At 69.9% G+C, this 12,684-nt stretch carries 8 protein-coding genes; 1 reads left to right on the top strand and 7 read right to left on the bottom strand.

The window, feature by feature from the left end; all coding sequences use genetic code 11:
- Window positions 1-83: 83 nt before the first annotated feature.
- The 4 genes from C3Y15_RS02285 to C3Y15_RS02300 form a co-directional block, all read right to left on the bottom strand.
- Window positions 84-1,448 carry an aspartate aminotransferase family protein gene (locus C3Y15_RS02285; protein ID WP_059494776.1) on the bottom strand — a complete coding sequence of 455 codons (1,365 nt, stop codon included), beginning with the start codon at window positions 1,446-1,448 and terminating at the stop codon, window positions 84-86.
- Window positions 1,449-1,503: 55 nt separating this feature from the next.
- Complete coding sequence (locus C3Y15_RS02290; protein ID WP_059494778.1) at window positions 1,504-2,949, bottom strand: aldehyde dehydrogenase family protein; 1,446 nt, start codon at window positions 2,947-2,949, stop codon at window positions 1,504-1,506.
- A gap of 302 nt (window positions 2,950-3,251) precedes the next feature.
- Window positions 3,252-4,691, bottom strand: coding sequence for an APC family permease (locus tag C3Y15_RS02295; protein WP_059494780.1), 1,440 nt, complete (start codon window positions 4,689-4,691; stop codon window positions 3,252-3,254).
- A gap of 290 nt (window positions 4,692-4,981) precedes the next feature.
- Window positions 4,982-5,947, bottom strand: coding sequence for a helix-turn-helix domain-containing protein (locus tag C3Y15_RS02300; RefSeq protein ID WP_243860176.1), 966 nt, complete (start codon window positions 5,945-5,947; stop codon window positions 4,982-4,984).
- A gap of 829 nt (window positions 5,948-6,776) precedes the next feature.
- Between C3Y15_RS02300 and C3Y15_RS02305 the strand changes: the two genes are divergently transcribed.
- A complete protein-coding gene (locus C3Y15_RS02305; protein WP_059453778.1) occupies window positions 6,777-8,090 on the top strand; it encodes an MFS transporter in 1,314 nt (437 codons plus the stop codon).
- Window positions 8,091-8,119: 29 nt separating this feature from the next.
- Here the strand turns inward: C3Y15_RS02305 and C3Y15_RS02310 are convergent, their stop codons facing one another.
- The 3 genes from C3Y15_RS02310 to C3Y15_RS02320 form a co-directional block, all read right to left on the bottom strand.
- On the bottom strand, window positions 8,120-9,310 hold the full coding sequence (locus C3Y15_RS02310) for a fumarylacetoacetate hydrolase family protein (RefSeq protein WP_059494782.1): 1,191 nt from the start codon (window positions 9,308-9,310) through the stop codon (window positions 8,120-8,122).
- Window positions 9,311-9,342: 32 nt separating this feature from the next.
- Entirely contained in the window at window positions 9,343-11,124 is a 1,782-nt protein-coding gene (locus C3Y15_RS02315; RefSeq protein WP_059494784.1) for an IlvD/Edd family dehydratase, read from the bottom strand.
- A gap of 255 nt (window positions 11,125-11,379) precedes the next feature.
- Entirely contained in the window at window positions 11,380-12,417 is a 1,038-nt protein-coding gene (locus tag C3Y15_RS02320) for a LacI family DNA-binding transcriptional regulator (RefSeq protein ID WP_043292734.1), read from the bottom strand.
- Window positions 12,418-12,684: the final 267 nt, after the last annotated feature.

Raw genomic sequence — 12,684 nt, forward strand, 5'->3', positions numbered from 1 at the left:
AACCCGCGCCGGGCCGATGCCCCGATCGCCGCGCGGCGCACGCGCCGTCGAAACGACGCGCGTGTGGCCGATGCGCCGCGTCGTCAGGCGATCGCTCGCGCGTCCGTGCAGCACTCCTGCAGCGCGTCGCGCAGCGCATGCGCGATGAGGTCGGTCTCTTCCGGCTGCAGCGTCAGCGGCGGCGACATCACGATCTTATTGGCGATCGCCCGGACCAGCACGCCGCGCTTGCGTGCGGCATCCGCCACGCGCGCCGCGAACCCCTTGCCGGGATCGAGCGGCGTGCGGCTCGCCTTGTCGGTCACGAGATCGAGCGCCAGCATCAGCCCCTTGCCGCGCACGTCGCCGACCGTTTCGAAGTCGCGCGTCAACGGCAGCAGCTGCCCGAGCAGGCGTTGGCCCATGCGCGCCGCGTTGCCCGGCAGATCCTCGGCTTCGACGATGTCGAGTACGGCGAGCGACGCGGCGCAGGCGAGCGGATGGCCGCTGTACGTATAGCCGTGCATGACGACGTGCGAGAAGCCCGCGCCGTGCTCGATCGCTTGCGCGATCCGGCCGTTGTACAGCGTCGCGCCGAGCGGCACGTAGCCGGCCGAAATGCCCTTGGCGACGCACAGGATGTCGGCGGCGACGCCCCAGCCGCGGCTGCCGAGCATGCTGCCGGTGCGACCGAAGCCGGTCACCACTTCGTCGGCGATCAGCAGGATGCCGTGCCGGTCGCATACGCGCCGCACGCGCGCCCAGTAGCCGGCCGGCGGGACGATCAGGCCGCCGGCGCCCTGCACCGGCTCCGCGACGAACGCCGCGATGGTCTGCTGGCCGTGAAATGCGATCGTGTCTTCCAGTTGCCGGATGCAGTGTTCGACCAGCTCGTCCGGATCATCGCAGTTCCACGGGTTGCGATACAGCCACGGCGTGTCGAGCAGCACGCAGCCGGGCAGCAGCGGACCGTGATTGTAGTGGTAGACGCCGTTGCCGCCGATCGACGTGCCGCCCATGTGCACGCCGTGATAGCCGTTGCGCAGCGACAGGAACTTCGTGCGCGACGGCTCGCCCGCGGCGACCCAGTACTGGCGCGCCATCTTCAGCGCGGTCTCGATCGCGTCGGAGCCGCCGCTGCCGAACATGACGCGCTGCATGTCCTCCTGCTCGAACATCGCGCACAGGCGGTCGGCCAGATCGTAGACGCGCGGGTGGGCCACGCCGTCGAAGGTCTGATAGTAGGACAGCTCGTCCATCTGGCGCGCGATCGCGGCCTTCACTTCCGGCCGGTTGTGGCCGACGTTGACGTTCCACAGGCCGCCGACGCCGTCGAGCATGCGGTGGCCTTCGACGTCGTACACGTAGTTGCCGTCGCCGCGGGCGATGATGACCGTCGGCGTGGTATGCCCGGCCGCGGCCGAGCTCATCGGGTGCCAGAACCGCTTTTGTCGCTTTTGGTAGTCCATGAGATATCTCTCTTCAAGTGCGTGAACACGGTGCGGCGCGGCGTGCGCCGCGACATCACAGCGCGGCCGTGACGATCTTTTCCTCGAGGTACGAATCGAGCGCGGCCTTCGACAGGTCGCGCCCGATCCCGCTTTGCCGGGTGCCGCCCCACGGCAGGCGCGCATCGATCGGGCTCCATGCGTTGATGGCGACCGCGCCGACGTCGAGCCGCTCGGCGACGCGGTGCGCGGTGCCGACGTCCTGCGTCCAGACCGAGGCGGACAGGCCGAACGGCGTGTCGTTGGCGATCCGGATCGCCTCGTCCTCGGTCTCGAACGGCATCACCATGCCGACCGGCCCGAACACTTCTTCGCGCGCGATGCGCATGTCCGGATGCACGCCGCCGAGTATCGTCGGGCGCATGAAGCAGCCGCGCGGCGGCACCTGTTCGTCGCCGGCGAGCATGACCGCGCCTTCGGCCAGCGCCGCCGCGACGTGCGCCCGCACGCGTGCGAGATGCCGCGGGTTGATGAGCGCGCCCATCTGCACGCCGGCCTCGGTCGGCGGCCCGACGCGGATGGCGCGTGCGGCGTCGGCGAGGCGCGCTTCGAGCGCGTCCGCGATCGACCGGTGCGCGAGCACGCGCGAGCCGGCCGCACACGTCTGCCCCTGGTTCGCGAACATGCCGGCCACCAGCGACGGGATCGCGCGGTCGAGATCGGCATCCGCGAAGACGATCTGCGCGGCCTTGCCGCCGAGCTCGAGCGTGACGCGCTTGAAGGTGCGCGCCGCATCGCAGGCGATCGTGCGGCCGACTTCGGTACTGCCGGTGAAACTGATCTTGCTGACGAGCGGATGCGCGACGAGCGCGGCGCCGACCTCGGCGCCCATGCCGTGCACGATGTTGACGACGCCGGCCGGCAGGCCGGCTTCGCACGCGAGCTTGCCGAGCCGCGCCACGGCGAGCGGCGCATCCTCGGACGGCTTGATCACCACCGGGCAGCCGGCCGCGAGCGCCGGTGCGAGCTTCCATACGGCGATCATCAGCGGCGCGTTCCACGGCACGATCTGGCCGGCGACGCCGACCGGCGCGCGCCGCGTGTAACTGAGCGTCGGGCGGCCCATGAAGCCGTCGGTCGGGATCGTCCGGCCCTCGAGCTTGTCGGCCCATCCGGCGAAATAGCGCAGCGTGTCGATGCTCATCGGCAGGTCCATCATGCGCATCTCGGCCGGCGGCCGCCCTTGTTCGACGGCGAGCAGGCTCTCCAGCGCTTCGCTTTCGCGCTCGACGAGGTCCGCCAGCCGATACAGCCAGCGGGCGCGGGCCGCGCCGCCCGCGCGCGCCCATGCGTCGTCGTGCAATGCGTCGTGGGCGGCGCGCACGGCGCGATCGACGTCGTCGGCGCTCGAGGCGGGAACGGTGCAGATGCAGTCTCCGGTCGCGGGCGCCAGCTTGTCGAAGGTGCGGCCGGTGGAGGCATCGCAATGCCGGCCGCCGATCAGGTTCTGGATTTTCATCATGGTGTCCGTGTGTCACAGGTACGAAGCGTCGGGCCGATCGGGTGGGGCGATGACGGCTGCCACGGCCGCGGTCCAACGTCGGATTCACTGTATGTCGATGAAACGGCGCGCGTTGTCCGCTATCGGCAATCGCTGCCGCGCGTACCGGTCAGGGAATACCCGTGCCGACGGCGGCGCGACGCGTCTATGCATCGACGCATAGACGCGCCCGCGGCGGGATGGCGGTGGGAATGCGGCGTGAGTGCGGCGTGAGTGCGGCGTGAGTGCGGCGCGGCGGCAGCGCTGCGCGCGCCGGGCCGCGCTCACTGGGCGGCGCGCCCGAGTTCGCGGTACAGGTCGGGATCGCTGCGCTTCAATCGCAATGCGGCGCGAATGCCGAGCGCGCCGATGGCGAGCAGGAAATACGGAAACATCGCGACGAACGCGGAGTCCGATCCGCTCAGCACCGACAGGTTGCGCATGACCAGCACGAGACATGCGCCGAGCGCGACCACGCTGACGAGCGGCGCGATCAGGCGGTGCACGATCGAGGCGTCCCGATGGTCGCGCGCGAAGAAGGCGATCACCGACGTCGCCACGAGGATCTGCACGGCGATGATGCCGATCGTCGCGAGCGCGCTCATCCACGAGAACACGATGGCGAACGGGTCGAGCCGGAACGCGGCCGAGCCGACGATCGCCGCGAGCGCGATCACCGTCTGCACCTTGCCCGCGACGTCGGGGCAGCGATGCACGGGGCACGTATGGCCGAGCTTGCGCCACAGCACGCGTTCCCGCCCCATCGCGTAGAAATAGCGCGTGATGGTGTTGTGGAACGACAGGATGGCCGCGAACAGGCTCGTGACGAGCAGCACGTTCATCGCATCGGTGGCGATGTTGCCGAGCAGCCGGCTGCTGACGGCGAACCACAGATTGGCCGGATCGCGGGCCGCTTGCGCGGCGATGCGGCCTTCGCCCCACGCCTCGACGATCGCCCATGACGACAGCGCGTAGAACACCATGATGAGGATCACGGCCAGGTACGTCGCGCGCGGGATCGTGCGCTTCGGGTCGCGCGCTTCCTCGGAGAAGATGGCCGTGGCCTCGAAGCCCATGTACGAGCCGAGGACGAACACGAGCGCGGTGCCGAGGCCCGGCACGAACACCGCCGCGGGCAGGAACGGCCTCGCGCTGAAGCCGCCGGTAGTCGCGCCGTGCGCGACGATCGCGACGTCGAGCAGCATCACGATCGCGATCTCGCCGAGCATCAGCAGGCCGAGCAGCCGTCCGCTGAACTCGATGTGTCGCGCGCCGCAGAGATGCACGGCGGCGACGCAGGCCAGCGCGAACGCCCACCACGGCACGTCGACGCCGTAATGCTGCTGGACGGCGTTGTTGAGAAAGAAGCCGAACATGCTGTAGATCGCGATCTGCACCGCGTTGTACGCGACGATCGCGACGAATGCGCCGCCCACGCCGACGGGCCGCCCGAGCCCGTTCGCGATGTACGCATAGAAGGCGCCCGCGTTGGAGATATGCCGGCTCATCGCCGCGTACCCGATGCTGAAGATCAGGTACATCACGCCGGCCAGCACGAAGACGCCGGGCACGCCGGGGCCGTTGCCGAGCGAGAACGCCGCCGGTGTCGCGCCGACCATCGCGGTGAGCGGCGCGGCCGCGGCGACGACGAAGAAGACGATGTGTGAGAGTCCGACCGCGTTCCTGCTGAGCCCCGCGTCGGACCGGGATGACGATTCGTTCATGAGTAGTCCCGCTGGCCGGATCGTCCGTCAGGAAGCGACCACGGCATGCCTGATCAATGTCCGTGCGCCGCGGGACCATCCTGACGATCCGGCAACGGGTGCTGCCGTGCGGCCACGACACAGGTGTGTGCTTCGACGGCCGCCCGGTCACGCATCGGGTGCATGCGTGCGAGCGGGCCGACGCCAGAATTTAGGGTGCCGAAATCCGGGACGTTGTCCGCTATCGGCAATCCGCGCGCGCCGTGCGGCACGGAATTACCCGGATACCGCGCGGCCGCGGCGGCGACGGTTCAGCTCAGGCGCGGCGTGTGCGACGGCAGCTCGTGGAAATGTTGCTGGTAGTACGCGGAGAAGCGCCCGAAATGACAAAAGCCGAATTGCGCCGCCGCGTCGCCGATCCGCATCGTCTCGGGTGTCGTCATCAGGAAGCGGCGCACCGCGTTGAGCCGGATCGAGCGCAGGTAGGCGGTCGGCGTGGTGCCGACGACGTTCTGAAAGCTGTATTGCAGCGTGCGGCGGCTGATTCGGAGGTGATGGCAGAGATCGATCACCGTCGGCACGTCGTCGCTGTCCAGCGCGATTTCCTGGCTGCGCCGCACGATGTAGCTTTGCGTCGACGCCGACGGCAGCGCGCCCGCATCCGCTTCGTCCGACTGTACGAGGTCGAGCAGGATGCCGACCACGTTATGGGCGAGCACGCGTTCGTCGAACGCGTCGCGGGCCGTGAGCGAACCGTGGTCGAGCGCCTGGCAGAGCACGCGCTCGAGGCCGTCCAGCGCCGTGCGGTAGCGCACCGGCGAGATCGGCAGCACCGGTTGCCGGAGGACGCGCGCGGGCAGGTTCGCCAGTTCGTCGAGCGCGTGATCGGCCGTGAGCGTGCGATCGATCGTGAAGGCGAGCACCTCGGTGTCGCACGGAAGATGCGCGACGAATTCTTCGCCGCCGCGCAGCGTCAGCAGGCTCGGACGCGCGACGGTGCGCCCCTGCACGATCGGTGCGGCCGTGTTCGCGATCGGCAGCGCGAAGCAGAGGCGGCCGCGCGGCGCGAGGCCGTGCTGCATGACGCGCTGGTTGATCCGTTCGCGGAACACGTGAAAGCGCTGGCCGGCCACCTGGCGCAACGTCGTCGTGGCGATGCCCGGACTGATCTGGTCGTAGTGCTGCGACCAGTTCACGATGGCCTGCGAATGGAGGAAGACGTCCGAGAAGCAGCGGGATTCGGCATGCAGGTTCATGGTGTCGCTGAGGCGCCCCATCTCAAATTCAATGCCGGCCGAAGCCGGCTCATGCTGCCCGGCGCGGGTCACGGGAATCGCGCAATGCGCGGCCCGCCGCGGCGTTTTGCTGAAGGCGGCCGGTCACGGGACCGGTCGTGCAGACGATCATATCCAGAAAAAAACCGCGCGGTGACGCGGTCTGCGGGGACCGTAATGAAGTGAAGCGACCGCTGGAAACGGGATCGACCGCGGGTGATGGCTGCCGTAGTCGTCCACGTCGTGTCGGTGAATCCCATTATATGGGATTCAATTTAATGTCGAGAGCGGGTTTACGCATGGTGTCGCCGGGTGGTGCTGGCGCCGCCGCGACGGGCGAGAGCGCGGCTTGAAGACAGGGCGGAAGGCGTCGCCTTCGAATGGGGCAGTCGCGCCCGGACGGCAAATCGCGCCATGCTCCGCGCCGACCGCCTCGCGGCGTCGCCCGTTCTCGGGCGCCGGGCAGAGCGTCGCCGGCCCGGATCTCGCGTCTCCCGTGCTCCGCCGCCGCGCGCGGGCCGCAGGCGGCGCGAAGCACGCTGCTCGTCTCGCCGGCTTGGTTGATGATTGAAGTCGGATTCCCGATTTTGGGACATTGATGAATAAGGTGCGGATGCAATCTCATGTAAACCACCTATTAGTACCAAAATACGGGATTCATATAATTCGTTCATGCGGCCTGGCATCGGTGCCCGTTCGCTCGACGCGTTTCGGCATGCCGGGGCGCGGCTTCATCGGGGCAGCCGTCCGGACGCCAGGACGACGGCCTCGCCCCCTGCCATGCGGCGGCGAGCGGCTGCCGCGAGCCACGTTCATCTTCCGGGAGCCGTCGATGTCCGAGTCATCCTCTGCGTTCCTGTATCGCCGGGTCGCGCTGCGCGTGCTTCCGTTTCTGTTCGTCTGCTACGTGGTCAACTTCATCGACCGCGTGAACATCGGCTTCGCCAAGCTGCAGTTCCTGCAGGACCTCGGCCTGAGCGAGGCCGCGTTCGGTGCCGCGACGGCCATCTTTTTCATCAGCTACGCGGCGTTCGAGGTGCCGAGCAATCTGGTGCTGGCGCGGATCGGCGCGAGCCGGACGCTGATGCGCATCATGGTGCTGTGGGGGCTGTGCACGATCGCGCAGATGTTCGTGACGGGCAGCGTGTCGCTGTACGTCGTGCGCTTTCTGCTCGGCGCGGCCGAGGCCGGCTTCTTTCCGGGCCTCATCCTGTATCTGTCGTACTGGTTTCCGGATGCCGTGCGCGCGCGCGTGAACAGCGTGCTGCTGCTCGCCGTGCCAGTGGCCGGGATGATCGGCGGGCCGCTGTCCGGCTGGATCATGGCGCACCTGCAGGACGCGCTCGGGTTGCGCGGCTGGCAGTGGCTGTTTCTGATCGAAGGTCTGCCGGCCATCGCGCTCGGCCTGATCGCGCCGCTGATGCTGAGCGACCGGCCGGAACAGGCGGCGTGGCTGTCGGCCGCGGACCGGCACGCGCTGTCGCGCGACCTGCAGGCCGAGCGGGCCGCTGCCGTCGTCGGGCACGACGGGGCCGGCGTGCTCGACGTGCTTCGCAACGGGCGCGTGCTCGGGCTCGCGGCGATCTATTTCTGCGTCTACGTCGGGATGGGCGCGGTGACGTTCTGGTCGCCGTCGGTGTTGAAGGCGTCCGGGGTGGCGACCGTGTCCGGCGTCGGCTGGCTGTCCGGGCTGATTTCGGTCTTCACGATGATCGGCAACGTCGCGATCGCGTGGAGTTCGGACCGGCACGGCGAGCGGCGCTGGCATACGGTCGCGTGCATGCTCGTCACCGCGTGCAGCCTGCTGCTCCTGCGGTTCGCGGCCGGGCACGTCTGGATGACCGTGACGCTGCTGGCCGTCGCGCAGCTGTGCGCGTTCACCGTGCCGATCGTGTTCTGGACGATTCCGGCGGCGCAGCTCACCGGCCGCGCCGCGGCGGCGGGCATCGCGGCGATCAGCATGCTCGGCTCGCTCGGCGGCGCGTTCAGTTCGTGGCTCGTCGGCGTGCTGTTCACGCGCACCGGCGCGCCGTATGCGGGGCTGGCGGTGGTTGCGATGCTGCTGATGCTCGGCGCGCTGCTGGTGACGAACCTGGTGCCGCGCACGCTGCGCTCGCCGCGCGTGAGCGGCGAGCGCGCGGCATAGCCGCGGCATGACGCGCGCGGCAGGCCGCCTCACTCGGCGAGCAGGCCGCGCGCCGCGAGGTTCGCATAGAGCGCGCGCACGCCGAAGCGCCACGGCGCGATCTCCGTGCACAGCCGCACGGTGTTCACGAGCGCGCCGAGCGCGGGCGTGGCGATCGTCACGCGGTCGCCGAGGTGGTGCGTGAAGCCGGCGCCCGGCGCGTCGCGATCCTGGATCGGCGAGAACATCGTGCCGAGGAACAGCATGAAGCCGTCCGGGTACTGGTGATGCGCGCCGCAGGTCTGGGCGACGAGCTCGGTCGGGTCGCGGCTGATCTCGCGCATGTGGCTGATGCCGTCGAGCACGAAACCGTCATCGGCGCCTTCGACGCGCAGCGACACGCTGGCCTGCCGCACGTCGTCGAGCGTGAAGCCGTCGGCGAACAGCCGCACGAACGGGCCGATCGCGCACGAGCCGTTGTTGTCCTTGCATTTGCCGAGCAGCAGCGCCGAGCGGCCTTCGATGTCGCGCAGGTTGACATCGTTGCCGAGCGTCGCGCCGACCGGCCGGCCGTCGCTGGCGACGGCCAGCACGATCTCCGGTTCCGGGTTGTTCCATACCGATGCCGGCAGCAAGCCGACGTCCGCGCCGAAACCCACCGCCGACATCGGCTGCGCCTTGGAGAACACCTCGGCGTCGGGGCCGATGCCGACCTCCATGTATTGCGACCACGCGCCGCGCCGCTCGAGTTCCGCCTTCAGGCGCAGCGCGGCGTCCGAGCCGGGCACGATTTTCGACAGGTCGGTGCCGAGCGTCGCGGTGATCGCTGCGCGCACCTCGCGCGCGCGCGCCGGATCGCCGCCGGCCTGTTCCTCGATCACGCGCTCGATCAGGCTGACGGCGAACGTGACGCCGCAGGCCTTGATGGCCTGCACGTCGCACGGCGCGAGCAGCTGCGCCGCGCCGGACGCGCCGGGCGTGCCGTCGAGCGCGGCCTGCAGCAGCGGCTCGACGCGGCCGAGCGATTCGCCCGGTGCGCTGCGCGCGAGGTCGACGGCGTCGGCGCGGTCGAACAGGTCCGCGGTGGTCGGCACGGTGCGCGTGATGTCGATCAGTTCGCCGCCGCGCACGGCGACGACGCTCGGGCCCGCGTGGGCGCCGTCGTGCCGCCATACGCGGCCGATCAGCAGCGCCTGCGCGAGATCGTGCGGCAGGCAGTCGGAGACGGAAAGAGTACGCATGATGAGCTCGGCTGGAGTCGTGGGACGTTGGATCAATGCGAATGGCGCGGATTGCCGTGCTGTTCGATCACCTTCAGATACAGCGTGGCCGGCTCGAGGCAGCCGCCGGTGGACAGCTGGCCCACGAAGCGGCGATACAGCTCCTGCCACGGCGTTTGCGCCGGCGGCGCGGCGAACGTCGCGGTTTCGCGGCGCCGCGCGAGTTCGGCTTCGTCGACGAGCACGTCGACGGTCCGGCGGTTCAGGTCGACGCGGATGCGGTCGTCGGTGCGCAGCAGCGCGAGGCCGCCGCCCACCGCCGCCTCCGGCGACATGTTCAGGATCGACGGGCTGGCCGACGTGCCGCTCTGGCGTCCGTCGCCCATGCACGGCAGCGACGTCACGCCGCGCTTCACCAGCGCCGCGGGCGGCGCCATGTTGACGACCTCCGCGCTGCCCGGGTAGCCGACCGTGCCGCAGCCGCGGATCACCAGGATGCAGCGCTCGTCGATGTTCAGCTGCGGATCGTCGATGCGCGCGCGGTAGTCCTCGGGACCGTCGAACACGATCGCGCGTGCGTCGAAGGTGTTCTCGGCGCCCGGCTCGGCGAGGTAGGTCTGACGGAACGCGTCGCCCACCACCGACATCTTCATGATCGCGCTGTCGAAGAAGTTGCCCGACAGCACGATGAAGCCCGCGCCGTGCTTGAGCGGCGCATCGGGCGTGCGGATCACGTCGCGATCGGCGGGCGGCGCGGCATCGGCGATCGCGCCGATCGGCCGGCCGGACACCGTCATGCAATCGCGCCGCAGCAGGCCGGCCGCATCGAGCTGGCGCAGCACCGCGGGCACGCCGCCGGCGCGATGGAAGCTCTCGCCGAGATATTCGCCGGCCGGCATGCAGTTGACGAGCAGCGGCACGGCTTCGCCGAAGCGCTGCCAGTCGGCGAGGCTCAGCTCGACGCCCATGTGGCGCGCGATCGCGATCAGGTGCGGCGGGCAGTTGGTCGACGCACCGAGCGCGGACGCGACGACGATCGCGTTCTCGAACGCGGCGCGCGTCATGATCTGCGACGGACGCACGTCGTCGCGCACCAGCTCGACCGCGCGCTTGCCGGTCGCGTAGGCCATCTGGCCGCGCTCGCGGTAGGCGGCCGGAATGCTCGCGCAGCCCGGCAGCGACATGCCGAGCGCCTCGGCGAGGCTGTTCATCGACAGCGCGGTGCCCATCGTGTTGCAGTGCCCGATCGACGGCGACGCCGCGGTGGTCAGCGCCATGAATCCTTCGTAGTCGATCTCGCCTGCCGCGAGCAGGTTGCGCGCGTGCCAGATCACCGTGCCCGAGCCGACGCGCTTGCCGTCGTGCCAGCCGTCGAGCATCGGCCCGCCCGACAGCACGATGGCCGGCATGTCGACGGTGGCCGCGGCCATCAGGCAGGCGGGGGTGGTCTTGTCGCAGCCGGTGGTCAGCACCACGCCGTCCAGCGGAAAGCCGTGCAGCACTTCCACCAGCCCCAGGTAAGCGAGGTTGCGGTCGAGCGCGGCGGTGGGCCGGCGGCTCTGCTCGGCGAGCGGGTGCACCGGGAACTCCATCGGAATGCCGCCCGCGTCGCGAATGCCGGCGCGCACGCGCTCGGCCAGTTCGAGATGGTGGCGGTTGCACGGCGCGAGGTCGCTGCCGGTCTGCGCGATGCCGATGATCGGGCGACCCGACTGCAGCTCGTCGCGCGTCAACCCGTAGTTCATGAAGCGCTCGACATAGAGCGCCGTCATGTCCGCATGCGCGGGATCGTCGAACCACTCCTGGCTGCGCAGGCGGCGTGGGGTGTTTGCCATGGCGAGGCTGTCTCCGAATAGGACTGTCGTGCGGGACAGTCGTGCATTGTGCGTGCCGGATAGTTACCGGTAACATCGAGCGGATGTTAGCACGGTGGTTTTGCGTTGCGGAAGGGAATTTGCGCGGAAGGCGGCGGGGCGCTCGTGGCAGGGCGTCGCGCGTTCGCGCGTGGCGGAGCGGGCCGGCGGCGGTGCGCTCGTGTCGACCGACGGCGGCCGGGCGGCGGGCTGCCGGCGCGCCGCGGCGTCAGCGCGTCACGCGCTTTCGCGCGCGACGATCGTGTAGTCGATCCGGATGCTGCGCGATTCGAGCGGCTCGCCGCCGTCGCGCGCGTGCAGCGCGGCCAGCAGCGCCTCGCCCGTGTGCAGGCCGATGCCGTACGCATCGACCGACACCGTCGTGATGGTCGGATGGCAGCAGGTCGCCACTTCGAAGTTGCCGAAGCCGGCCACGGCGATGTCGGCCGGCACGGCCAGCCCGCGGCGGTGACACTCCATGATCGCGCCGAACGCCGACATGTCGCTCACGCACATCACCGCATCGGTGTCCGGCCATTTGTCCAGCAGCGCGGCCATCGCGGGGCCGCCGTGGCTCATCGTGATCGGCGAATCGCCGAGCCGCACGACGCGCGGTTCGCCCAGTGCGAGCGCCTTGATTTCGGCCTGATAGCCCTTGAGCCGGTCCAGGCCGCGGCGGTCCAGTTCGCTCGCGCCGCCGAGAAAGCCGATGCGCCGATAGCCACGCTCGGCCAGATGCCGCACCATCGCGCGCGCCGCGCGCACGTTCGAGAAGCCGACGGCGGTGTCGATCGGGCGCGTGGGCAGATCCCACATCTCGACCACCGGAATGGCCGAGCGCGCCAGCAGCTTGCGCGTCGCGTCGGTGTGCTGCGCGCCGGTCAGCGCGACGCAGCGCGGCTGGTGGCGCAGCATCGAGCGCACCAGCCGTTCTTCGCGTTCGAGGTCGTAGTCGGTATCGCCGAGCAGCAGTTGCAGCCCGTGCGGTTCGAGCGCATCGGTGAGGCCGCGCACGGTGTCCGAGAAGTTGGAGCTCGACAGCGACGGCACCAGCACCGCGACGAATTCCGAACGGCCCGACGATAGCGCGCCGGCCGCGGCATCGGCGACGTAGCCGAGCTGGTCGATGGCGCGGCACACCCGTTCACGCGTATCGGCGGCCACGCTGTGGCCGGCGAGCACGCGCGACACGGTCATCTTCGATACGCCGGCCAGGCGCGCTACGTCGGACATGCGGGGCGGCCCGGCGGGCCGGACGGCGGTGGGACTGGGCATCGGAATTGCGAGCGGAAGAAGCATGTGAAGGCTACATCATACCGGTGCCGGATCGCGTGCCGAGCGGCGCCCGCGCGCCCGTTGCCGCCGCGCGCGTACTAGGGAAACCACTCGGCGGCCGGCGCTTGAACTGGCCGGTCCCGGCGTGCTACGTTGCTGGGCGTTACCGGTATCAGAGCGCCGGTGGCATCCGTCGCCCCGTCGGCGGATTTTTTTGCCGCAGGATGTTATCGGTAACATCGCCGGCCCGGCGAGCGTGCCGATGCG

Source organism: Burkholderia sp. B10, assembly GCF_004368385.1.
Taxonomy (GTDB): Bacteria; Pseudomonadota; Gammaproteobacteria; order Burkholderiales; family Burkholderiaceae; genus Burkholderia; species Burkholderia vietnamiensis.

Excerpts from the sequence above, each read along its gene's own strand:
- C3Y15_RS02285 (WP_059494776.1), bottom strand. The coding sequence starts at position 1,448 with ATGGACTACCAAAAGCGACAAAAGCGGTTCTGGCACCCGATGAGCTCG.
- C3Y15_RS02290 (WP_059494778.1), bottom strand. The coding sequence starts at position 2,949 with ATGATGAAAATCCAGAACCTGATCGGCGGCCGGCATTGCGATGCCTCC.
- C3Y15_RS02295 (WP_059494780.1), bottom strand. The coding sequence starts at position 4,691 with ATGAACGAATCGTCATCCCGGTCCGACGCGGGGCTCAGCAGGAACGCG.
- C3Y15_RS02300 (WP_243860176.1), bottom strand. The coding sequence starts at position 5,947 with ATGGGGCGCCTCAGCGACACCATGAACCTGCATGCCGAATCCCGCTGC.
- C3Y15_RS02305 (WP_059453778.1), top strand. The coding sequence starts at position 6,777 with ATGTCCGAGTCATCCTCTGCGTTCCTGTATCGCCGGGTCGCGCTGCGC.
- C3Y15_RS02310 (WP_059494782.1), bottom strand. The coding sequence starts at position 9,310 with ATGCGTACTCTTTCCGTCTCCGACTGCCTGCCGCACGATCTCGCGCAG.
- C3Y15_RS02315 (WP_059494784.1), bottom strand. The coding sequence starts at position 11,124 with ATGGCAAACACCCCACGCCGCCTGCGCAGCCAGGAGTGGTTCGACGAT.
- C3Y15_RS02320 (WP_043292734.1), bottom strand. The coding sequence starts at position 12,417 with ATGCCCAGTCCCACCGCCGTCCGGCCCGCCGGGCCGCCCCGCATGTCC.